Origin of the sequence: Nocardioides sp. (assembly GCF_016462705.1) — a bacterium.
In the GTDB taxonomy this organism is placed as follows: domain Bacteria; phylum Actinomycetota; class Actinomycetes; order Propionibacteriales; family Nocardioidaceae; genus Nocardioides.
In genome coordinates this window covers 1-23265 of record NZ_JAEMSS010000058.1, presented here as the reverse complement: position 1 = coordinate 23265, position 23265 = coordinate 1, and the positions used below count along the sequence as shown (strand labels likewise).

The 23265-nt window shown below is 71.9% G+C and carries 17 protein-coding genes; 8 read left to right on the top strand and 9 right to left on the bottom strand.

Features of this window, described 5'->3' with window-relative positions; all coding sequences use genetic code 11:
* From JHD21_RS09530 to JHD21_RS09505, 6 genes are all read right to left on the bottom strand, one after another.
* Positions 1-431: FAD-dependent oxidoreductase (locus tag JHD21_RS09530; RefSeq protein WP_292673985.1), on the bottom strand; the 431-nt coding region annotated here is incomplete at its 3' end.
* 96 nt (positions 432-527) lie between these two features.
* Complete coding sequence (locus tag JHD21_RS09525) at positions 528-1325, bottom strand: hypothetical protein (RefSeq protein ID WP_292673982.1); 798 nt, start codon at positions 1323-1325, stop codon at positions 528-530.
* A 59-nt stretch (positions 1326-1384) separates the two neighbouring features.
* The gene (sigM, locus tag JHD21_RS09520) at positions 1385-2101 is read right to left on the bottom strand and encodes an RNA polymerase sigma factor SigM (protein WP_292673979.1); all 717 of its coding nucleotides are present in this window, start codon (positions 2099-2101) and stop codon (positions 1385-1387) included.
* Positions 2098-3999 carry a protein kinase family protein gene (locus tag JHD21_RS09515; protein ID WP_292673976.1) on the bottom strand — a complete coding sequence of 634 codons (1902 nt, stop codon included), beginning with the start codon at positions 3997-3999 and terminating at the stop codon, positions 2098-2100. Before JHD21_RS09515 ends, sigM begins: the two co-directional genes overlap by 4 nt.
* 65 nt (positions 4000-4064) lie before the next feature.
* Positions 4065-5747: a murein biosynthesis integral membrane protein MurJ gene (gene murJ / locus JHD21_RS09510; protein ID WP_292673973.1), complete on the bottom strand. Its 1683-nt coding sequence runs from the start codon at positions 5745-5747 to the stop codon at positions 4065-4067.
* Positions 5744-8077: a DUF6049 family protein gene (locus tag JHD21_RS09505; protein ID WP_292673970.1), complete on the bottom strand. Its 2334-nt coding sequence runs from the start codon at positions 8075-8077 to the stop codon at positions 5744-5746. Before JHD21_RS09505 ends, murJ begins: the two co-directional genes overlap by 4 nt.
* Positions 8078-8133: 56 nt before the next feature.
* On the opposite strand from JHD21_RS09505, the gene JHD21_RS09500 reads away from it, so the two are divergent.
* From JHD21_RS09500 to JHD21_RS09470, 7 genes are read left to right on the top strand one after another with little or no spacing between them, the layout of a single operon-like run.
* Positions 8134-9591, top strand: coding sequence for a CCA tRNA nucleotidyltransferase (locus JHD21_RS09500; RefSeq protein ID WP_292673968.1), 1458 nt, complete (start codon positions 8134-8136; stop codon positions 9589-9591).
* The gene (locus JHD21_RS09495; RefSeq protein ID WP_292673965.1) at positions 9584-10291 is read left to right on the top strand and encodes an AIM24 family protein; all 708 of its coding nucleotides are present in this window, start codon (positions 9584-9586) and stop codon (positions 10289-10291) included. Before JHD21_RS09500 ends, JHD21_RS09495 begins: the two co-directional genes overlap by 8 nt.
* A gap of 4 nt (positions 10292-10295) precedes the next feature.
* The gene (locus tag JHD21_RS09490) at positions 10296-10952 is read left to right on the top strand and encodes a DapH/DapD/GlmU-related protein (RefSeq protein ID WP_292673962.1); all 657 of its coding nucleotides are present in this window, start codon (positions 10296-10298) and stop codon (positions 10950-10952) included.
* Positions 10953-11011: 59 nt separating this feature from the next.
* On the top strand, positions 11012-12001 hold the full coding sequence (locus tag JHD21_RS09485) for a tripartite tricarboxylate transporter substrate-binding protein (protein WP_292673959.1): 990 nt from the start codon (positions 11012-11014) through the stop codon (positions 11999-12001).
* Positions 11998-12504, top strand: coding sequence for a tripartite tricarboxylate transporter TctB family protein (locus JHD21_RS09480; protein ID WP_292673956.1), 507 nt, complete (start codon positions 11998-12000; stop codon positions 12502-12504). Before JHD21_RS09485 ends, JHD21_RS09480 begins: the two co-directional genes overlap by 4 nt.
* The gene (locus JHD21_RS09475) at positions 12504-14030 is read left to right on the top strand and encodes a tripartite tricarboxylate transporter permease (protein WP_292673953.1); all 1527 of its coding nucleotides are present in this window, start codon (positions 12504-12506) and stop codon (positions 14028-14030) included. The genes JHD21_RS09480 and JHD21_RS09475 overlap by 1 nt, the downstream gene beginning before the upstream one ends.
* Positions 14027-14416 carry a universal stress protein gene (locus JHD21_RS09470; protein WP_292673951.1) on the top strand — a complete coding sequence of 130 codons (390 nt, stop codon included), beginning with the start codon at positions 14027-14029 and terminating at the stop codon, positions 14414-14416. The genes JHD21_RS09475 and JHD21_RS09470 overlap by 4 nt, the downstream gene beginning before the upstream one ends.
* A 37-nt stretch (positions 14417-14453) precedes the next feature.
* Here JHD21_RS09470 and JHD21_RS09465 read toward each other — a convergent pair whose 3' ends face one another.
* The 3 genes from JHD21_RS09465 to JHD21_RS09455 form a co-directional block, all read right to left on the bottom strand.
* Positions 14454-18818: a PKD domain-containing protein gene (locus JHD21_RS09465; protein ID WP_292673949.1), complete on the bottom strand. Its 4365-nt coding sequence runs from the start codon at positions 18816-18818 to the stop codon at positions 14454-14456.
* Between the two features lie 237 nt (positions 18819-19055).
* Positions 19056-20141 (bottom strand): inositol-3-phosphate synthase, encoded by a 1086-nt coding sequence (locus JHD21_RS09460; protein WP_292673947.1) that lies wholly within the window; start codon positions 20139-20141, stop codon positions 19056-19058.
* A gap of 49 nt (positions 20142-20190) precedes the next feature.
* Positions 20191-20793, bottom strand: a complete 603-nt coding sequence (locus JHD21_RS09455) for a PadR family transcriptional regulator (protein ID WP_292673945.1) — start codon at positions 20791-20793, stop codon at positions 20191-20193.
* Positions 20794-20919: 126 nt separating this feature from the next.
* Between JHD21_RS09455 and JHD21_RS09450 the strand changes: the two genes are divergently transcribed.
* A partial coding sequence (locus tag JHD21_RS09450) for a transglycosylase domain-containing protein (RefSeq protein ID WP_292673943.1) occupies positions 20920-23265 on the top strand: 2346 nt, incomplete at its 3' end.

Sequence of the window (23265 nt, the reverse complement as noted above, 5' to 3'; positions counted from 1 at the left end):
CCGTCGCAGGTCGCGCACCACGAGACGCCGCGCCCGGACAGCGCCTCCTCGTTGGGCAGGTCGAGCTTGCGGTAGCCCGAGCCCATCGCCAGGATGACCGCTCGCGCCTGGTAGGTGTCGGTGGCCGTCTTCACGACCTTGACGTCGCCGGTGAGGTCGACCTCGACCACGTCGTCGGGCACCAGCTCGGCGCCGAAGCGCTCGGCCTGGGCGCGCATCTCGTCCATCAGCGCGGGACCCATGATCCCGTCGCGGAAGCCCGGGAAGTTCTCGACCTCCGTGGTGTTCATCAGCGCCCCGCCGGCCGTCACCGACCCCTCGAACACGAGCGGCTGCAGGCTCGCGCGGGCGGCGTAGACGGCGGCGGTGTAGCCGGTCGGCCCGGAGCCGATGATGATGACGTTGCGGACGTCGGAGCGGACTTCAGACATGGGTGTCGCTTTCCTCGCTGGACGGCCGATCTGACGGTCGGCCGCTCTCGGTGAACCGATCGTAGGCGAGGAAGATTCCCCGTGGTGACGGGTGCCTCAGGGGGCCGACAGCTCGACCGAGTTCAGCTCCACCGCGGTGCCGCAGGTGAGGAGCTCCACGCGCTGGGTCCCCGCTCTCGGGCGGCGCAGCACCAGGACCGCCTCCTCGGCGTCGTAGTACGCCGGCAGGGTCGCCCCCTGGCCGTAGGCGCCGTCGGGACACACGAAGTCGCCGTTCTTGGCGGCGTAGGCGAGGAGGCCGTCGAAGTCGGCGTTGGCGGCCTGGCGCCGCGCCGCGACGGGGCGGCCCAGCTGACGCTGGACGTCGAGCGCGAAGCTGTCGGAGGTGAGCCTGAGGGGGGCCCGGACGTTGTCGAGGAGGGAGGCGGCGTCAGCGGCGGTGTCCGATCCCGAGGTGGCCTGCGGCGCCTGCTCGCCACCAGCCTCCTCGTCGACCTCGCCGGGGACCGGGTCGGCCGCGTCGCGGGGAGCCTCCGCGAGCGTGCTGCCCCCCGAGCCCGCGTCGGCCGCGTCGTTGTCGGATCCGGCCCCGTCGACGTTCTGGCCGACCACGACACCGCCGATGAGGACGGCCGCCGCGGCCAGGAGCAGGCGCCCCGCGTTGCGGCGGCGACGTCGTACGCCGGCCAGGTCGGTCGGGGAAACCGGGTCCGCGGCCGCCGGGTCGTCGACTCCGGCGGCGTCGGCGGCGCTTTCGACATCGTCGGCCGACAACCCGTCGAGCACCGCGTCCAGGCGGTGGGCGACGTCCTCGGGCATCGGACCGTCGTGGCGCGCCTGGGCGAGGAGGCGGCGCACGGCGGCCTCCTGCTCGGGCGTGAGCTCGTCGGTCACGGGGGGAACACTTCTCTCGGTCGAGGTCTCGTCGGTCTGGTCGGGCACGGTCGACTCGGTCAGCGGGCCGACCGGTCGGTGGGGGACGGCGGACCGCGCGGCGCGTCCGTGGTTGGGACGGCTGGTCCGTGGTCGGGGTTCCCGGCGACGACGTGCCCCGGGTCACCCCCGGGCGCCAGGACGCCCAGCCGCTCCGCGAGCCGGGCCCGGCCGCGCGAGCAGCGGGACTTGACGGTCCCGACCGCGCAGCCGAGCATCTCGGCGACGTCGGCCACCGGGTAGCCCTCCATGTCGACGAGGACCAGCGCGGCCCGCTGCTCGGCCGGCAGCTCCGCGAGCGCGGCCAGCACCAGGCGGCGGCGCTCGTCCGCCACGGCGAGGTCCGCGGGGTCGGTGGTGGACCGGTCCGGGGTCGTCACCGGTCGGCGGTCGCCACGTTCCTCGAGGTCGTCCGGGAGCGCGTCGGCCCGGCGCACCTTCGCCGCCCGCAGCCGGTCCAGGCAGGCGTTGACCACCACCCGGTGCAGCCAGGTCGTGACCGCGGCATCACCGCGGAAGGACCCGGCCCGCCGGAACGCCGCGATCATGCCGTCCTGGAGACCGTCCGCTGCGTCGTCGGGGTTGCCCATCGTCCGCAGCGCGACCGCCCACAGCCGGTCCCGGTGCCGACGGAAGAGGACGCCGAACGCGTCGGCGTCGCCGTCCACGTGCGCCTGCAGCAGCTCGGCGTCGGTCGGGTCCGCAGACTGCGCGTCCTGGGTCGTCGAGTGGTTCATGGGGTGGCCAAGACTCGCAGGTCGACGACCTCGCCGCGGAACCGGCCGTCGTCGGTCGGCGGGAGGGCCGTCAGCCACACGACCAGGAAGCGTCCGGACCTGGCGCCAGTCAGCCCCACCGCCCCTCCCGGCAGCTCGTCCTGGCCGGCGGCGGTCAGCCCGGTCACGTCGGTGGGCCGCTCGTCGGCGAGGAACACCTCGAAGGCGGTGCCGTCGCCGACGAGGTCGAGCTCGAGGGCGTCGACCTCGTGCACGGTGCCGAGGTCGAGCAGCAGCCCGACGCCGGACTTGAGCCCGCCCGGACCCAGCTGCTGCTGGTAGGTCGAGGTCGACCACGACGTCCCGGGGTCGCCGTCGACGGCGTTGGCGGTGTCGTCGGGGTTCTCCTCGGGCGGATCGCCCTCCGGGTCGAAGTCGTCGGCGGTGACGCCCTCCAGGGTGACCAGGTCACCTCCCGAGCTGGCCGTCGGTGTGCCGAGCGTCGGTGTGGACGTGGGGTCGTCCTCCTGCTGGCCCCCGAGCGGGGTCCGGCCACGGCTGAGGTTGAAGGCGATCGCCAGGATCACGAGGACCAGCAGCGCCGCCCCCAGGAAGCCGGCCCACCGCAGCGCGCGCCGTCCCGGGACCGGGGTGTCCACCGGACCGTCGTCGTCGACGTACGCCGGGATCGAGCCGCTGCCGCTCGAGGAGCCCTGGCCGGGGCCGGGCCAGAACTCGTCGCCCTTCGGTCCGCGGTGTCCGCCTCCGGGGCTCGGGTACGGACCCGCGAGCGGGGACCCCTGGCGCCGGCGACCGCCGTCGTCGGGAGCGAACAGCGGCCGGGCCGGCGGCTCCTCGAACGGTGGTGGCGGCGGTGGGGGGTCGCGGCGCTTCTCCAGCCAGGAGACGTCGTCGGTCGCGTCGTCGAAGATCGGCAGGCCCGCCTGCGTGGGCAGGTCCCCGACCGCATCGCCGGTCCCCGTGACGTCGGCGTCGTCGGGTTCCGCGCGTCCGTCGTCGGCGTCGACGGGCTCCGGCCCCTCCACCGGGGGCATCTCGACGTCGTCGGGACGGGCCATGATGTCCGGCACGAACGGCAGGGTCACGGTCTCGCTGCGGTCCGGGAGCCGTCCGGCGATGGTGGCCGCCAGCCCGTTGTCGTCACCCACGAACTCGGTCAGGAAGACGCAGATGCCACGCGCGCTGGCGATGTCGCGGACGTCGCGCACCCGCTTGCCCTGGGGGTTGAGCAGCTCGTCGCAGAGGTCGTCGAGCGGCCGCGGGACGCCGGCGCGCACCTGACGCGGCCGCAGGACGCGGCCGTGGTCGCGGGGGACCGGCGGGACCTGGGAGGCGGAGTCGCCGGCCCACTTGCCGGTGAGCGCGGCGTGCAGCAGCCCCGCGAGGTCGCGGACATCGGTACGGAGCTCGCCGGGCGGCAGCCCGTGCAGGGCGGCGTCGACGCAGAACCCGATGATCCGGATGCCGCCCGCGTTGTCCACGAGCACGTTCTCCGGCACCAGGCGTCCGTGCGGGACGGCCCGCGCGTGCGCGGTCGCGACCGAGTCCGCGACCTCGGCGACCATCCACGCCGCCTCGCGCGGGGCCAGCGGGCCGTGGGTGGCGAGCATGATGTCCAGCGAGGTTCCGGAGCCCCACTCGTTGACCACGAAGCAGAACGTGTCCGTGCGTTCCGCGTCCAGCACCCGCAGGAAGCGAGGGTCCTGCACGGTGGCGGACCGCCGAGCCGCCTCGAGCAGCAGGTCGGCCCGCTCGTCGTCCGCCGGGATCACGTGCAGGGCGACGTGCCGCTCGAGGATCCGGTCGTGCGCCCGCCAGAACCGTCCGTGCGGGGTCTCGCTGAGCAGGTCGACCAGGCGGTAGCGGTCGACGAGGACGTCGCCTGCCTTGGTGGTCATCACCGGACGACGTGGTGACCACTGGTCGCGTACGGCACCGGGTCATCGTATGGCCGGACGTGCGCTCAGCGCGTGGCTCGCCGCCGTCGTAACACGGTCGAGACCACGGAGGTCACCTCGGTGATCCGCAGGAGGCGCGCCAGGAGCAGGAAAGCGCCGACGGCGACGCCGCCGAGGAGCGCGAGCTCCAGCACCGCCCGGACCGTCGACGGGTCGTCGGTGAGGTCGGGCAGGAGCAGGCGTACGCCGAGCGCGGCGCCGGCCGAGACCAGGGCTGCGACCAGCAGCCGGAGCAGGTACCCCGGCCAGCCGGACCCGTCGGCCGGCGTGAGGCCACCCAGCGCGCGCCGGAGCACGACCGCGGACACGAGCGACCCGACCAGGTAGGCGCAGGCGTAGGCACCGACCAGCGCCGGGGACGTGCCGCGGTCGTCCGTGGCCGCCACGAGCAGCACCGCCGCCAGGATGTTGGTGGCCGCGACCGCGCACTGGATCAGGAAGACCGTCCGGGTCTGCTCGAGCGCGTAGAACCCGCGCAGCATCAGGTAGTGGACGGTGAACGCCAGCAGTCCCGGTCCGAAGAGGGCCAGCGACGGCACGTAGTTCTCGACGTACGGCGCGGCCGCCCCGTAGCCGAACAGGACCTCGGCCAGGGCCGGCGCGATGACCGGGAGCAGCGCCGCGAACGGGACGACCACCACGAGCGCCGTCCGCAGCGTCCCGGCGAGGAGCCCGCCGAGCCCGAGGAGGTCGTCGGCGGTGGCCCGCCGGGACAGCGCCGGAAGGATCGCCGTCGCCAGCGAGACCGTGATGACCGAGTGCGGGACCATCATGATCAGGAAGCTCGCGGAGTAGACGGAGTAGCCCGTGCCCTCCGGGTCACCCGAGGCGGTGCCGCCCGAGGACAGCCGGACGACGACGGTGTAGGCGATCTGGTTGACCACCACGAAGAGGACGGTCCAGCCGCCGAGCCGCAGCGTGTGCCCGAGCCCGGTGCCCCGGAAGTCGAACCGCGGCCGCACCACGACGCCGGCCGCCGCGAGGTAGGGCACCAGGATGAGGAGCTGGGCCGCGATGCCGAGGGTCGAGCCGATGCCCAGGAGCGCCTCGCGCCCGACCGTGTAGCCGCCGTCGCGCGGGTCGTCGGAGCCGAAGGCCAGCAGGTAGGTGACGAGCATCGCCACGGAGATCACGTTGTTCGCGATCGGTGCCCACATCATCGGCCCGAACCGGCCGCGGGCGTTGAGGATCTGCCCCACCAGGACGTACATGCCGTAGAAGAAGACCTGGGGCAGGCAGTAGCGGGCCAGGTCGACGACCGACTCCCGGGCGTCCGGCGGCCAGCCGGGGTCGACGAACAACCGCATCAGCCACGGCGCCCCAACGACGAGCAGGACCGTGACCGCCCCGAGGAACAGCGCCGCCAGGGTGATGACCCGGTTGGTGTACGCCGCGCCCTGGTCCTGGTCGTGGGCGGCCGCGCGCACCAGCTGTGGCACGAGCACCGCGTTGAAGACGCCGCCGGCCAACAGGATGTAGAGCATGTTCGGCACGGTGTTGGAGATGGTGAACACGTCCGCGTGGATCAGGTTGCCCAGGGCCGCGGCCAGCAGGATCGAGCGGACGTAGCCGGACAGCCGGGACACCACGGTGCCCGCGGCCATGACCGCGCTGTTGGCCAGGACCCGGGAGTCGTCGTCCGCGCCGGCCGTGGCTCCGGTCCCGGCTCCGGTCTCGGGTTCGCTCATCGTCGCGCGGCCCGCACCCGGCGTACCAGCCGGAAGGCGATGGTCCCGAACAGCAGCCCGGTCCCGGCGGCGAGGAACAGCCAGATCACGTTGCTCACCCGGGCGGAGCGGATCGACAGCTCGTCGGACCCGCCGAGCTGCCGGCCCGCCTTGTCGGTGACCACGATCGTGACCTCGTGGACACCCGGGGTCTCCGTGCGGGCCTCGAGCAGGACGCTGGTGCTGCTCTCGGGTGCGATGTCGACCTCGCCGACGTCGGCGATCTCCAGCTCGTCGTCGTCCGAGCGCAGCGCGGACACCCGCACCGTGACCGGCTGGTCGAGGTCGTTGGTGATCGAGGCCGGGAAGCTGCCGTTGATGCTGGAGAGCGTGACCGCCTGGGGCGTGGAGACATGGACCCTCTCCAGCCGCTCCTCGATCCACAGTCGCGACCGGTCCGCCGCCACCCGGTTGGAGTCCGGGCGGGCCCGGGCGGCGTACGACACCATCGCGAGCGACTGGTCGCTGACGGTGCCGCCGACGAGGTTGTTCAGCGTCAGCAGCGACTGCAGGGTCTCCCCGGCCTGACGGAGGGCGTTGGCCGCGACGAAGTTGGAGGCGTCCAGCTCGAACACGGCCTGCCGCTTCGGGTAGCGCATGGTGTCCGCCGGACGCGCCTCGGCCTCGACGGGCTCGGTCGCCCCGGTCACCGACGTGAGGTCGAGCCAGTCCAGGTCGAGCCCGGAGAAGAACGACGTGCTCGGCGACGGCACGTAGTCGGGCGGGAGCATGACCACCAGGGGGGAGCGGGTCGGCTTGAGGAAGCGCAGCGCCGCCTCCGCCAGCACCCGCTGGCGCAGCGCGAGGGTCGCGAGCGGGTCCCCGGGGCTGGGGCCGCCGTCGGCCGCGCCGCTCGAGGTCGTGACCAGCCGGCGTCCGGCGACGGCGGCGACGGCGGGTGCCTTCGCGAACGTCCGGTCGCTCACCAGGACCACCGCGTCCTCGTCGAGGGTGCGCAGGGACTGGGGGCTCAGGTAGCCGCTGGGAGCGGCGACCGCGGGCGTCCCGGTGATCCCCAGACCGGGCAGGGGGCTCGCCGAGCGGGCCCGGGCGCGGGCGTAGGCCTGTCCGGCGGGCCGGTCGTGCCGCGCGGCGGCCGCGACGTCGAGGTCGCCGTAGGGCAGGACCAGCATCTCGTCGTCGTCGTCCACGGCACCGCGCAGCCGGCCGAGCCACTCGCGGGCCGCCTCGGCGGCCTGCCGGGTCTCGGCGTCCAGCTCCTCCGGCAGCTCCGCCTCGGCCGGGTCGTCCTCGGGCTCGGTGGGGGTCGCCCCCGAGGGGTCCTCCGACGGGGTCTCCGACTCGGGGTCCCCGGCGGTCTCCGTGGCCGGGTCGCCGGCGCTCTCGTCCGAGGACGGCGAGCCGGTGCCGGTGGGCTCGCCGTCGGCCTCGTCCTCCTGGAGGTTGGGTCGGAGCGAGCGCGCCGGGTTGCCCGCGGCCAGCTGGCGCACCGCGTCGAGCAGCGCCGGGTCCACGACCCAGGTCACGGTCCGGTCGCCCGCGGTGGCGGCCAGCTCCACCAGGGACCGGAGCCGCCCCCCGACGCCGAGCGTGGTGGTCCACCGTTCGAGGTCGTCCAGCGATCCGTCCTCGGCGTACTCGAGGTTGCCCCGCAAGGGCACCACGACCGCCACGGGCGCCTGGCCCTCACGGCGGTTGGGGACCATCGGCAGGAACGTGCGGGCCCGGCCGTCGGCCACGAAGGCCTCGTCCCGCCCCTCGTCGCCGCGCTGGCCCAGCGCGTGGATCCCGAACCAGTAGACGCCGGGGGTGTCCGCGGCGAGGTCGGCGGCGTCGACGGAGAGGCTGAACTGCCTCGTCTCGCCGGGCGCGAGGGCGTCGATGGTGTCGAAGGTGCCCTCCCGGGTGACCCGCTCGCCGACGGTCACGGACTCCGGGACCTGCACAGCGGCGGCCAGCTGGGGCCGAGTGGTCATCGGCTCCTCGGAGACGAACGCGTAGACGTTGACCGTCAGCCAGGGCACCGAGTCGGTGTTGGTCACCGATCCGGTCACCTGCACCTGGCCGCGGGCGGGGACGGACGCCGGGCTCAGGGTCTCGATGGTCACAGACAGCGGCGTGGACGCGGCGCGCCGGGCCCCCTGCCGGGAGGGGACGGCGGTGCGCTCGGCCCCCTGGGCCCGGGCTGCCGCGTGCGCCGCCTGCTGTGCCCTGGTGAGGTCGGCGTCGTCCGCCGCCGCCGGGACGGCCGCCGCTGCCGTGGCCGCCAGCGCGGCCAGCGCGGCCGCCGCGGCCACGAGGGCAGCGCGAAGCGACCGGCCACGAACCATGCGGCGACTGTAGTGCCGCGACCTGTGGGTGCCGGCGCCTCCTAGACTGGTCCCTCGTGTCCGTCGCCGAGCCCCGCCCACTCACCGTGGTGGAGCTCCAGCGCGCCGTGACCGACGCGCTCGACGAGATGGCGGAGGTGCTCGACCCGCTGGGCGCCCTGTTCGCCGCCGCCGGCCACGAGCTGGCGCTCGTGGGTGGCCCGGTGCGGGACGCGATGCTCGGCCGCCCGCACACCGACCTCGACTTCGCCACCTCGGCCGCACCCGACGAGACCGAGCGCCTGCTCAAGAAGTGGGGCGACGCCACCTGGGACATGGGCCGCGACTTCGGCACCATCGGGGCCCGCTCGGGCCAGTGGGTCGTCGAGGTGACGACGTACCGGTCCGAGGCCTACGACCCGACCTCGCGCAAGCCGTCGGTGGCGTTCGGGGACGACCTCACCGGCGACCTGGTCCGCCGCGACTTCACCGTCAACGCGATGGCGGTCCGGATCCCGGGACGCATCGTGGAGGACCCGTACGGCGGCGTCGTCGACCTCGCCCAGCGGCTGCTGCGCACCCCGGGCCGGCCGGAGGACTCGTTCTCCGACGACCCGCTGCGGATGATGCGCGCGGCCCGCTTCACCGCCCAGCTCGGGTTCACGGTGGCGCCGGAGGTCGTCGAGGCGATGACCGCGATGGCCGACCGGATCTCGATCATCTCCGCCGAGCGGGTCCGTGACGAGCTGGTCAAGCTGGTGTGCGCGCCCTACCCGCGGCGGGGCCTGAGCCTCCTGGTGGAGACCGGGCTGGCGGCGCTGGTGCTGCCCGAGCTGCCGGCCCTGGCGCTCGAGCGCGACGAGCACCACCGGCACAAGGACGTCTACGACCACACCCTGACGGTGCTCGAGCAGTCGATCGACCTCGAGGACCGGCTCCCCGACGGTGGTCCCGACTTCGTCTCGCGGTTCGCCGCGCTGATGCACGACGTTGGCAAGCCGCGGACCCGCAAGTTCCTCGGCGACGGCACGGTGACCTTCCACCACCACGACGTGGTCGGCGCCAAGCTGACCCGCAAGCGGATGCAGGCGCTGCGCTTCTCCAACGACGAGACGGACGCGGTGGCCAAGCTGGTCGAGCTGCACCTGCGGTTCCACGGCTACGGCACGGGGGAGTGGACCGACTCGGCGGTACGCCGCTACGTGCGCGACGCGGGGGACCAGCTCGAGCGGCTGCACGTGCTGACCCGCGCCGACTGCACGACCCGCAACCAGCGCAAGGCCGACCGACTGCGCCGGACCTATGACGACCTCGAGGCCAGGATCGCCACGCTCATGGAGCAGGAGGAGCTGGCCGCCGTACGCCCGGCCCTCGACGGCAACCGGATCATGGAGATCCTCGGCATCCCACCCGGCCGCGAGGTCGGCCAGGCCTACAACTACCTGCTCGAGCTGCGGCTCGACCGGGGACCGATGGAGCCCGAGGAGGCGGAGACGGCGTTGCGGCAGTGGTGGGAGACTCGCCAGCATGCGTAGCGACCTCTTCGAACAGGCCAACCTCGAGCAGCAGAGCCAGGACCGGTTCGTCCTGCAGAACAGCCAGATGCTCAGGGTGTCCCTGGGCCCGGACGTGCTCGCCACCAAGGGCTGCATGGTCGCGTTCCAGGGGCAGGTCCGCTTCGACCACGAGAAGGCCGGTGGGCTCGCCAAGCTGGCCAAGAAGATCATGACGTCGGAGGACGTCTCCCTGATGCGGGTCTCGGGCCAGGGTGAGGTGTTCTTCGCCGACCAGGCCGGCTACGTCTACCTGCTGCACCTCGAGAACGAGTCGATCTCGATCAACAGCCGCAACCTGATGGCCTTCGACGCGAGCCTCCAGTGGGACATCAACCGCACCAAGGGCGCCGGGATGGCGAGCGGCGGGTTCTTCAACACCACGGTGACCGGGACCGGGACGGTCGCGATCAACGTGGTCGGCAAGCCGGTCGTCCTCGACTGCTCGCAGCAGCCGACCTACGTCGACACGCAGGCCGCGGTGTGCTGGTCGGCCAACCTGGTGCCGGGCATCCACAACGCGATGAACATGAAGTCGATGCTGCGCGGCGGCAGCGGGGAGGCGTTCCAGTACGCCTTCCACGGTCCCGGCTTCGTCGTCGTCCAGGCCTACGAGTGGATGGGCCCGGCGCAGGGCAAGTCCGGCGGCGGCGGCGGACTCGGCGACCTGCTGGGCGGCTGACCGCGTGCCCTCCCACTCCGGGCCGATCACCGTCTTCGGGGTCGCCTCGCCGTACGCCTGGGACGTGGTCGAGAGCGCGACCCGGGCGGGGCTGGCGGCGCTCTGCGTGGACAACTACGGCGGGGCGGACGGCCGGCTGCCGGGCCTGGACCAGCCGGCGGACGTCGAGCTGCCGTTCCTCCTCGGGCTGTCGTCACCGCTGCATCGCGCCGCGGCCGCGCACGCGGCGTTCGCCGCCGGCCACCTGACCCCCACGGCGCTGGTCGACCCCAGCGCCGTCCTGGCGACGACGGTGACGCTCGGTCACGGCAGCTACGTCAACGCCGGCGTCGTGATCGGCCCGCACACCACCCTCGGCTGCCACGTGAACGTGAACCGGTCGGCCTCGCTCGGGCACGACAACGTCGTCGGATTCGCGGCCTCGTTCGGTCCCGGCGCCCTGACCGCCGGTGACGTGCACGTCGGTCCCGCGGCGTTCGTCGGCGCCGGGGCCGTCGTGCTCCCCGGCGTCCGGATCGGACGTCGCGCGACTGTCGGCGCTGGTGCGGTGGTGACCAAGGACGTCGGCGACTTCGAGGTCGTCGTCGGCAACCCCGCCCGGGTGATGCCGCCGCGCAAGCACATCGAGCCGGTGGAGGAGGACCGCTGCCCGCACTGCTGACCATGCCGAGCGCGACGACGGGGTCGACAGCGGACTGACTCGGGAACATGATGGTCGGGATGTCACCGCTCGGGAGCAGGACGACGTCCGCCGCGCTGGTGGCAGCGCTGGTGGGACTGCTGGCGGGCTGCGGAGTGACGGACGGGGCCTCCAGCCGGGATCTGCTGATGATCATCCCCAACAGCCCGGGTGGCGGCTACGACCAGACCGGCCGGGCCGCGGTGAAGGTCATGGAGGAAGCCGACATCACCGGCGGATCGTTCACCGTCGACAACGTCGTCGGTGCCGGCGGGGCCGGCGCGATGACGGACCTCGTCGGCAAGGCCGGCGACGAGCACACCATGATGACGGTGGGCCTGGGCGTCGTCGGCTCGACCTACTCCTTCGCCGCGCCGTACTCGCTCCTGGACGCGACGCCGCTCGCCCAGCTCATGAGCGAGCCCGAGGGCATCCTCGTCCCCGGCGACTCCCCGTTCGAGACCGTCGACGACCTGGTCGAGGCGTGGACCGAGGACCCCGGTGGCCTGGCGGTGGGCGGTGGCTCGTCGCCGGGCGGTCCCGACCACCTGTTCCCGATGCAGCTGGCCGACGAGATCGGCATCGACCCGACCGAGGTCAACTACATCACCTACGACGGCGGCGGGCCGCTGACCACCGCGCTCCTCGGCGAGAAGATCGACGTCGGCTTCTCCGGCCTGGCCGAGTTCACCGGGCAGGTCGAGTCCGGAGAGCTGCGCGTGCTGGCCGTCTCCGGCGAGCAGCGCTACCCCGACGGGGTCTTCGCCGAGGTGCCGACCCTGCAGGAGTCGGGCATCGACCTGGTCTTCCTCAACTGGCGCGGCGTCCTGGCCCCGCCGGACATCAGTGACGCACGTCGCGACGAGCTGATCGCCTATCTCCAGCAGATGCACGACACGGAGGCCTGGCAGAAGGTCCTCGCTGACAACGGGTGGACCGACGACTTCAAGACCGGGGACGACTTCGGGGACTTCATCCAGGAGCAGGACGAGCGGGTCTCGGGGACCCTCGAGGAGCTGGGGCTGATATGAGCAGGACGACCCCGGAGCCGGCGGCCAGACACGTGGACCGCGGTCAGTTCGCCCTGGCGGCGGTCCTGCTCGTCGTGGGCGTCTACACGATCATCGACGCGCGCGGGCTGACGGTGGGGTTCGCGGACCCGGTCGGCCCGCGGGTGTTCCCCTACCTGATCGGCACCGGCATGGTCGTGCTGGCGGTGTTGCTGGCGCTGGCGACGGCACGAGGCGACCTGCCGCAGGCGGAGGAGGGGGAGGACGTCGACCTCACGACGCCCGCGGACTGGGTGACGGTGGGCAAGCTGGTCGGGGTGCTGGTGCTCAACCTGCTGCTGGTCAGCACGCTGGGCTGGGCCATCACCGGGGCGCTGCTATTCGCCGGGGCGGCGTGGGCGCTCGGGAGCAGGACGCTGGTGCGGGACCTGCTCGTCGGGGCGGTCCTGTCGGTCGCGAGCTGGTACGGGCTCTACGGCCTCGGGGTGCCGCTCGAGCCGGGGGTCCTGGACGGCATCCTCTGATGGACACCCTCAACCTCCTCGTCGACGGCCTGCAGAGCGCGGTCACGCCCGAGAACCTGCTCTACGCCGCGATCGGCGTCCTGCTCGGCACCTTCGTCGGCGTGCTCCCCGGCATCGGACCGGCGATGGCCGTCGCCCTGCTGCTGCCGATCACGTACGGCCTCGACGTCACCCAGTCGATGATCATCTTCGCCGGCATCTACTACGGCGGGATGTACGGCGGCTCGACCACGTCCATCCTGCTCAACACCCCCGGCGAGTCCGCGTCGGTGATGACCGCCATCGAGGGCAACAAGATGGCCAAGAAGGGGCGGGCGGCCCAGGCGCTCGCCACGGCCGCGATCGGGTCGTTCATCGCCGGCACGATCGGCACGCTCCTGGTCGCCTTCTTCACGCCGGCCCTGGCGGAGCAGGCGGTCAAGGTCGGCGCGCCGTCGTACTTCGCCATCATGCTGCTGGCGATGGTGCTGGTCTGCAGCGTGCTGGGGGCGTCCAAGCTGCGCGGGTTCATCGGCCTCTTCATGGGCCTGACCATCGGGCTGGTCGGTCTCGACCTCTCGACCGCGCAGGCTCGGCTGACCGGCGGGTACCTGGAGCTCGCGGACGGCATCGGCATCGTGGTGGTCGCCGTCGGGGTCTTCGCGGTGGGCGAGGCACTCTGGACGGCCGCCCACCTGCGCCGCCGGCCCGTCGACGTCATCCCGGTCGGTCGCCCCTTCATGGGCCGCGAGGACTGGCGCCGGTCGTGGGGCCCATGGCTGCGGGGCACGGCCCTCGGCTTCCCGTTCGGCGCGGTGCCCGCCGGCGGAGCGGAGACGCCGACCTTCCTGTCGTACATCACCGAGCGCAAGCTCGCCTCCCGGCGCGGCTCCGGGGACGAGTTCGGGCAGGGCGCGATCGAGGGCGTGGCCGGGCCCGAAGCGGCCAACAACGCCAGCGCGGCAGGGATGTTCGTGCCGCTCCTGGCGCTGGGCCTCCCGGTCACGGCGACCGCGTCGATCCTGCTGGCGGCACTGACGTCCTACGGCATCGTGCCCGGGCCGACGCTGATGGCCGACCAGCCGGACCTGGTCTGGACGCTCCTCGCGAGCCTGCTGATCGGCAACGCTCTCCTGCTGGTCATCAACCTGCCCCTGGCCCCGCTGTGGGCCAAGCTGCTCCGCATCCCCCGACCCCAGCTCTACGCCGGGATCCTGTTCTTCGCCTCGCTCGGCGCCTACAGCGTCAACCAGGACGCCTTCGACCTGGCACTCCTGCTGGTCATGGGCGCCGTGGGCCTGACGATCCGGCGGTTCGGGATCCCCGTGCTGCCGCTCATCCTCGGGGTCATCCTCGGTCCGCTCATGGAGCTCAAGCTGCGCGAGGCGCTCGACGTCTCCGGCGGCGACCTCAGCGGGCTGTTCAACGAGGGACTGGCGATCTTCGTCTACGTCCTGGTCGTGCTCGCGCTGGTCCTCCCGGTCGTCCTGGGACGGCTCCGGGCGCGGACCGCGTCCGTCGTCCCGAAGGAGAAGGTGGGCAGATGACCGTCGTGGTGGGCTACATCCCGGACCGGCACGGGGAGGCCGCCCTGGCCGCCGGCATCGAGGAGGCGGGACGCCGGCGGACCGATCTCGTCGTCGTCAACGCGAGCAAGGGCGATGCGCTGGTCGACGCCCGGTACGTCGGTGAGGCGGCCCTGGCCGAGCTGGAGGAGCGGCTCGCGGAGGTCGAGCTGCCTACCGAGGTCCGCCAGATGATCGGCGCCGACGTCGCCGACGAGCTGGTGCGCGTGGCCCGCGAGACCGGCGCCGACGCCATCGTCGTCGGCCTGCGGCACCGCACCCCGGTGGGCAAGATGATCATGGGCAGCGTCGCCCAGAGGGTGCTCCTCGAGGCGCCGTGCTGGGTGATCGCCGTGAAGGCCGGCTGAGGCGCCGACCGTCAGGGACGACGCCTCGGCCGTCGGCTCACCAGGACCAGAGCGAGACGGTCAGGTCGCCCATGCTCGTCCGGCCCACGCTGCTGTCGCGTGGCGTCAGCGGAGGGATCCGGCGCACCTTGAACGTCCGGGTGACCTTGGCGCGCTGGCCGTGGACGTCGGTGACGACCAGGGTGACCCGCTTCTTGCCCGGCTGCTTGAAGAGGACCTTGACCCGCTTGGTCCTGGCGTCGACCCGCTTGCCGCCGTTGCGGAACTGCCAGGCGTAGGTCAGCGGCCCGTCGCCGGTGGACCTCCGCGCCGTCATCCGGACCTTCCGGGAGATGTCGGGCTTCCTGGTCAACAGCTTGATCCGGGCCTTCGGAGGTGTGCCCGCGCTGCCGGGCCCGGCCGCGGGACCCGTGACCGTGACCGTGGCCGACGCCGTGCCGGTCAGGCCCTGCGGGTCGGTCACGGTGACGGTGGCGGTGTAGACACCGGCCGAGGGGAAGCTGTGCCGGACGACCCGGCCGTCCGCGTCCTTGGCCGACCCGCCGTCACCGAAGCTCCAGCTGTAGTCCAGGTCGCCAGGTGTCTCGGCGTCCGTGGTGCCCGCCGCGGACAGGGTCACCTGCTCGCCCGCCTTGACGCTGGCCGGCGTGGCCGTCGCCGCCGCGACCGGGGCGGTGTTGTCAGCACCGCCGCCGCCGGGGGTGTAGCCGTAGTCGAACTCCCCGCAGCCCGCGCCCAGCGTGAAGGACACGTCGCCGGTGAGGTCGCCGTCGGCCTGCTGGGGGCCGTTGGTCTCCCCGGACATCGAGCCGACCGTGAAGCCCAGGCAGTCGTAGCCGAACTCCCAGTTGCCGGAGTCGCTGCTCGGGTCGGCGTAGTTGTCGACGTGCGGGTCGCTCGAGCTGTCCGAGAACGTCGCCCGCTCGCCACCCGGCAGGAACGCCGCGTCGTTGAGGTCGGGCGTGGCGCTGCCCGGCTCCGGCACCGAGTCGAGCGGCGACTGGGCCGGTGGGTCGTCGGTGCCGGCGTTGCCGTAGCCGTGCGCCTCGTCGGTGTATGAGAGGTAGAAGCCCGGCTGGAACTCCGGCGCGCCGCGGTCGGCCTGGCCGTTGGCGTCGAGGTCGAACCCGGATCGGTCCCGCATCTCCATGTAGTAGGCGTGGTCCTGCGGTGACTCGGCCCCGGCCTGCAGGTACTTCCACCCGAGGGTGCACCTGGTGGCCGTGCTGAGGTCCTCCTTGCAGCCGCCGTTGAAGACCTGCGGGTCGGCCGGGTCGCCGCTGGTCTCGAAGTCGGTCGCGTAGACGTCGTACGCCGCCTCGGGGCCGTCACCGTCGGGGTCGACGGTGACCTTGACGTCGTCGATGAACCAGCCCGGCCGGGCCAGGCCCGGGTCGGTGGCGTAGCTGAACCGCAGCGCGCCGTTCGGCTCTCCGGCCAGGTCGCTGATGTCGAAGCTGTCCTCCAGGAACACCGGCTCCGGGTAGGTGCTGGTGAGCCGGTCGGCGGCCTGCGTGCCGGCGAGGTAGGACCCGCTGGTCCCGGTGAGGCCGTTGCCGTAGGTGTCCTGGCAGGCGTTGTTGGACGCGGCCGGCGGGACCGTGTTGGTGCCGGTCGTGTAGCCGTTCTCCGAGGCGTGCGAGGTGTAGGTCTCGCCGCCGTCGGTGGTGGTGAGGACGAACCCGTAGTCGTAGTCCCACTCGATGTCCCACCGCGACTTCATGCTCAGCGTGACGGTGGCGGCCGGGTCGGTGACCGAGGCCAGCTGCGGGATCGACAGGTCGAAGTTGCGTCCGGCGGTCGGGGTGCAGCCGAAGTCGTTGCCGGACCCGGACCACCACAGGTGGCTCGGGGTCGCCCCGTCGCCGCCGGTGAACGCGGACTCGTCGAGCAGCGTGCGGCCCGGCAGCTTGGCGACGTACATCTCGGAGTTGTGCACCGTGCCGTCGGGGCCGTCGGTCAGCGTGTACGGAGTCCCGTCCGGCTCCTGCCAGGTGATCTGGCCGGTGTCCTCCTTGGAGTCCTTCATCCCGGTCACGGTGCGGCTGCCGTCGAGCACCTGCGGCACCACCCAGCCGAGCTCCTGGCGGCCGAAGGCGTCGATGTGGTGCGACTTGTCGGTCGCCATCAGGTTCCAGTCGCCGTAGGTCTCCCGGCCGCCCGTGGAGTAGAAGTCGGGCAACCCGAGGCTGTGGCCGTACTCGTGGGAGATGACCGAGGCGAACTCGATCGCGGTCTCCGGGTTGACGTTGTAGGGACCCACCCGGACGAAGACCTTGAGCTCGTCGGGGCCGGGCGTCGTGGTGGTGCCGGTGTAGGTCGTGTCGGTGTACCAGAGGGGCTGGCCCTCGAGGTTCTTCAGCTGGTCGTCGGTCGTGAAGCCGGGCAGGCCCGTCACCGGGTCGCTGTAGCCGTTCTCGAGCGAGGAGCTGTGCGGCCAGACGTTGTCGTAGGGCGCCCCCGGGTAGTCGCAGCCGGCCGGGCCGAGCTGGGACGAGCCGTTGCCGCCGCAGCCGGCGAAGACGACCATGAAGAAGTCGACGACGCCGTCCTTGTCGGTGTCGTAGTCGGAGTAGTCGATCTCCGGGTCGGCGATGGCGGCGGCGTCGTAGACGAGCTTGCCGGTGTCGCCGCAGCCGGAGTCGATGTTCTGCAGGGCACCGACGCCCGCGACCGAGCCGAGCACTGCGGACCCGTTGGAGTCCGAGCCGTAGTAGCCGGTGTCGCCGGGCAGGTTGTAGACGCCGTCGGTGATCCGCTCGGAGTAGAGCGGGTTGGTGGTCGCCCCACCCGGGAAGTCCTCGTAGGTGAACCCGACGCAGGTGTTGCCGGGGACCGCGCGGTTGGTGAAGTCGAAGCCCTCGGCGTAGTCGAAGTCGGCGCTGCCGATCCCGGCCGACGGGACGGTGCCGTCGGGGAAGAGCTGGCCGAGCGACATCTCCTGGAACAGGTTGAACGTCGAGCCCTCCTTGCCCGGGTCGTTGATGACGCCCTCGAGCTCGTCGCCTGAGTTGTCGGCCTGGTAGGCCCGGTCGGTGTACTGCACCGGCACCACCGGGAACGGCCGGTCGCCGTAGCGAGCGGTGTCGTAGGTCTCGGCCGGCGGGATGACCTTCGGGCCGTGCGCGGTCGCGGTGACGGCCGGCTTGGTGGGGACCGTCATCGCGGCCTCGGAGGACAGGTCGCGCCACACGATGGTGGGCAACTCGGCCGTGGTCGCGGCCCGGGACTCCAGGACCAGCGTGGCCGTGGCTCCGGGAGCGATCGCGCCGGGCTCCCAGGTGAAGCCGGAGCCGCTCACCGGGTGGGACCCGGGACCGGTCGCGCTCAGGAACGTCGACCCGGTCGGCGCGCTGAGGGCGATGGTGGGCGTCAGCGGGCCGGCGGTCGGGTTGGTCACCACGACCCGGGACGGGTACGTCTCACCCGGCTTGACCCAGCCGACCGACGAGACGAACGAGTTCTCCAGCAGCAGGTTGGTGGCCGGGGAGACCAGCGTGTGCGAGGCCGAGCCGGCCTCCGCGGCGGCCCATTCACCGGTCGCCGGCGGTGGCACCGGGTTGGTGTCGTCGTACGCCGCGTCGACGACGGCCACCCGGACAGAGGTCCGGTAGCCGGTCTCGGGACCCGCGGTGATGCCGGCGGTCGCCGTGCCGGGCACGGTGGCGGTGAAGGTGCCGTCGGCGGCGGCCGTGACCGGTTGGCTGTCGATCTCCGCCCCGTCGGAGGAGTAGGTCTTGAGGGTGAACGTCGCCGGGACGCCGCCGCCGGGGAAGGTCGCCCGGGCGCTGTGCTCCTCGATGGTCCCGGTGACGTCGATGGGAGCCCCCGGGGCGGTCTCCCCGGGCGCGTCGACCGTGGCGAGCAGCTGGTTGTGGCCGAAGAAGAACTCGCCGATCGCGCCCGTGGCGTCCCTGACGACCATCCGGATCCGGCCCGCGGGCCAGGAGGCGTCAGGCTCGAGGCTCACCTGGAAGGTGCCGGCGGTGGTCGTGTCCTCCACGGCCTCCAGCCCGGTTGCGAACGCGGTGTCGTCGCCGGCCAGGTAGAGGTCGGCGGTGACGGCGCCGCTCTGGCCGCTGACCTGGAACTCGGTGAACGCGCAGGAGCTGCGGTCGATCGACGGGTCGGCCGTGGCGTTGAGCCCCAGCGGGAGCAGGCACGTCGGCTGCGGGTCGGGGATCACGTAGAACAGGAACCCCGACGCGGCGCCGACGGCCTCCGGGGCGGGTGCGCTGGCCGACGCGGCGTTGGTGGCGGCGTTGCTGGCCGGGCCGGTGGCCGGGCTGGCAGCGGGGCTCGTGGCCGAGGCGAAGCCGCCGGCAAGACCGCTGAGGACGAGGCCGGCGAGGACCGTCGGGGTGACGACGGCAGCACGCAGGCGGGTACGCGAGATGGACATGGCTTCCCCGTGGATGAGTGGCCGCCGTGGATGTGCGGCTCCTGCCCTGTGAACGAACGCTGGTGCTGCGGGTTATGCGGTCGTGGACGGGGCGGGCCGGAGGTCTTGCGGTGGCTCGCGGCGGGCTGGCGCCCGGCCCCGGCACGCAACCGCCCAGAAATGCGGACCGGCCCGACCCCCCAGGAGAGGGGGCGGGCCGGGTCGACGCTGCTTCAGGGAGAGCTCAGAGCGGGGAGGTCACTCCTCGCCCTTGATGAAGGCCTCCACGCGGGCGCGGCCCTCGTCGTCGGGCAGCTGCACCGGCGGGGACTTCATCAGGTACGACGACGCCGAGATGATCGGGCCGCCGAGGCCACGGTCCTTGGCGATCTTGGCGGCACGCACCGCGTCGATGATGATGCCGGCGGAGTTGGGGGAGTCCCAGACCTCGAGCTTGTACTCCATGTTCAGGGGCACGTCGCCGAACGCGCGGCCCTCGAGCCGGACGTAGGCCCACTTGCGGTCGTCGAGCCACGCCACGTGGTCCGACGGCCCGATGTGGACGTTGCGGTCGGAGATCTTGTTGGCCAGCTCGCCGTGCAGGTTGGAGGTGACCGCCTGCGTCTTGGAGACCTTCTTGGACTCGAGACGCTCGCGCTCGAGCATGTTCTTGAAGTCCATGTTGCCGCCGACGTTGAGCTGGTAGGTGCGGTCCAGGGTCACGCCGCGGTCCTCGAACAGCTTGGCGAGCACGCGGTGGGTGATGGTGGCGCCGACCTGCGACTTGATGTCGTCACCGATGATCGGGACGCCGGCGTCCTCGAACTTCTTGGCCCACACCGGGTCGGAGGCGATGAAGACGGGCAGAGCGTTGACGAAGGCCACGCCGGCGTCGATGGCGCACTGGGCGTAGAACTTGTCGGCCTGCTCGGAGCCGACCGGCAGGTAGGACACGAGCACGTCGGCCTGGGTCTCCCGCAGCACCGCGACGACGTCGACCGGCTCGGCGGCGGACTCCTCGATCATCTCGCGGTAGTACTTGCCGAGACCGTCGAGGGTCGGGCCGCGCTGCACCTCGACACCGAGGGTCGGCACCTCGGCGATCTTGATGGTGTTGTTCTGCGAGGCGTTGATGGCCTCGGAGAGGTCCTTGCCGACCTTCATGTCGTCGACGTCGAACGCGGCGACGAACTCGACGTCCTTGACGTGGTAGTCGCCGAACATCACGTGCATGAGCCCGGGCACCGTGGCCGTCGGGTCAGCGTCGCGGTAGTAGTGGACGCCCTGGATGAGCGACGTCGCACAGTTGCCGACTCCAACGATGGCTACTCGAACCGAACCCATGGGGGCACCGTTCCTTTCAAATGTTGATCAGGCGGTGATCAGGCGGTGATCAAGCCTGTTCTGGCGTGGGGGTGGGGCTGATGGACGGTGATGCAGCGGTGCTCGCGGAGTTGCGCTCCGCGTTGATCAGGTCGGAGAGCCACATGACCTCGCGCTCGACCCGGTCGACCCCGTGCCGCTGGAGCTCGCCGGCGTACCGGTCGACCTCCTGTTGGGTCATCGCGAGCTCACGCTGGATGCGGTCGAGACGCTCCTGGAGACGGGTACGTCGGCCCTCGAGCACACGCAGCCGGATCTCCATGTCCGTGGAGGAGAAGAACGCGAACCGGATGTCGAAGTTGTCGTCCTCCCAGGCCGTGGGCCCGACCTCGGACATCAGACGCTCGAACTCGCGGGTCCCGGCCTCGGTCACCTGGTAGGTGATCCGCGGCCGCTTGGACACCGGGGTGCCGGGCGTCCTGGTCGACAGGGACTCCTCGATGAGGGCCCCCCGCAGCATCTTCTTCAGCGCCGGGTAGAGCGAGCCGTAGGACAGCACCCGGCCCCAGCCCAGCATCAGGTTGAGCCGCTTGCGCAGCTCGTAGCCGTGCATGGGTCCCTCGTGCAGCAGTCCGAGGACTGCCAGCTCGATGGTCTCCGCACGACGTGCCATGTACCTATCGTAGCGATATATCCGGGGAACGCGAATTTCCGGTACATCGGCACGACTCGAGGATGAACGGTCTCACAGCCGCCTGGTTTGGCCGGATCTCAGGACGACTGCGTACCCTCGACTCCCGTGAGTGGCGGCAAGCGCAAGGCCGGTTCCGGGTCCAACCGACCCGCCACGAAGTCCACTGCGAAGCGGCCCTCGGGCGGGCCTGCCAAGAAGCCGTCGCAGCGGCCGGGGACGAAGCCGTCGAAGGCCCCGTCGAAGAAGGCCGCGGCGAGAAGCAAGAAGAAGGCGGCCCGCAGCCCGCTCAAGCGAAGGTTGATCTTCGCCGGCAAGTGGGCCGCGCTGGTCGGGCTGGTCCTCACCCTGATCGCGGTCGGCGGGTTCATCTGGCTGTACCGGGCGACCGACATCCCGGACCCCAACAAGGACTTCCAGACCCAGACCTCGTTCGTCTACTTCGACAACGGCAAGGGTGAGCCGGGCGAGCCGATCGGGACGTACGCCGTCCAGAACCGCGACAGCATCCCGTACGACGAGATGCCCGACAGCGTGAAGGACGCGGTGGTCGCCGCGGAGAACCGCAGCTTCTGGACCGACAACGGCATCGACCCCAAGGGCATCCTGCGGGCGGTGTTCAACAACGCCTCGAGCGACAACACGCAGGGTGCGTCGACGATCACCCAGCAGTACGTGAAGATCTTCTACCTCACGACCGAGCGCTCCTACACGCGCAAGCTCAAGGAAGCGATCGTGGCGCTCAAGCTGGTGCGCCAGCAGTCCAAGGAGCAGATCCTCGAGGGCTACCTCAACACCATCTACTTCGGCCGGGGCGCCTACGGCATCCAGGCCGCCGCCCAGACCTTCTTCGGCAAGGACGCCAAGGACCTCGAGCTGCGCGAGAGCGCCGTCCTGGCCAGCATCATCAACAACCCGAGCCGGTTCGACCCGGCCAACGGCAAGGACGCCCGGGAGGCGCTCAAGGGTCGCTACGCCTACGTCCTGGACGGCATGGCGTCCGCGGACAAGATCAGCGACGCCGAGGCCGAGGAGGCCGCGGCGAAGCTGCCGAAGTTCGCGAAGGAGGAGGTGGACAACTCCCTGGAGGGCAACACCGGTCACATGATGACCATGGTCAAGAAGGAGCTGCTCCGGCTGCCCAACGCCAAGACCGGGGAGCCCTTCACCGACGACGAGATCGACGGCGGCGGGCTGAAGATCACGACCACCTTCACCCAGAAGGCCATGCAGGCGGCGGAGGAGGGGTACGTCGAGGCGCGGCCGGACGGCTTCAGCGACAAGCAGCTGCACGTGGGCATCGGCACCGTCGAGGTGGGCACCGGGGCGGTGCGCGGCTTCTACGCCGGCCAGGACTACCTGCGCTCCCAGCTCAACTGGGCGGTGGCCGGTGGCCAGGCGGGCTCGAGCCTCAAGCCGTTCGCGCTGGCCGCCGGCATCCGTCAGGGCTTCGAGCTCAAGGACACCTTCGAGGGCAACTCGCCCATCGAGATCGGCGACACCGAGTTCGAGAACCAGGGCGACCAGGACTACGGCTCCGCGGTCAACCTGATCACGGCGACGGCCAACTCGATCAACACCGCGTTCATCGACCTGACCGACAGCATGGACAACGGACCCGAGGCGGTCATCAAGCAGGCCAACCTGATGGGGATCCCACCGGTGCCCGACCAGGTCAAGGACCCGAGCTTCGGCTTCCCCAACAACACACCTGGCCTCGATCCGGGGATCGGGGTCGCGCTCGGCAGCGCCACGGTGAGCCCGATCAACATGGCCAACGCCTATGCGACCATCGCCAACGGCGGCCGGGCCGTGAAGCCCTACATCATCGAGAAGGTCGTCGACGCGGACGGCGAGACGCTCTACAACCACCAGGTCACCGACCGGATGGCGATGAACGAGGACATCGCCGCCGACGTGTCCTACGCCCTGCAGCAGGTCGTCCAGGTGGGCTCGGGGACCGCGGCCCAGGCCCTGGACCGGCCGGCCGCCGGCAAGACCGGCACCTCGACCAACGACGCCGGCGACGTCGTGTCGGCCTGGTTCACCGGCTACACGCCGCAGATGGCGACGTCGGTCGTCTACCTGCGCGGCAACGGCGTCGGCAAGCTCGACGGCTGGCTGCCGGAGTACTTCGGCGGTGCCTACCCGGCGGACACGTGGCTGGCCACGATGGAGCGGGTCATGGACGGCCTGGAGGTCGAGGACTTCCCGCCGCCGGCGTACGTCACCGGTGAGGCACCGGACGACGGCCACGAGCCGCCGCCCCCGTCGCCGACCAAGAAGCCGTCGGACAAGCCGAGCGAGACCGAGAGCTCGCCGACCGAGGAGCCGACGACGGAGGAGCCGACGCCGACGCCCACGCCGACGCCGACGCCGACCCCCACGCCGACGCCGACGCCGACCGAGTGCGGAGTGCTCGTGCCCTGCGAGACCCCCACGCCGACCCCGACC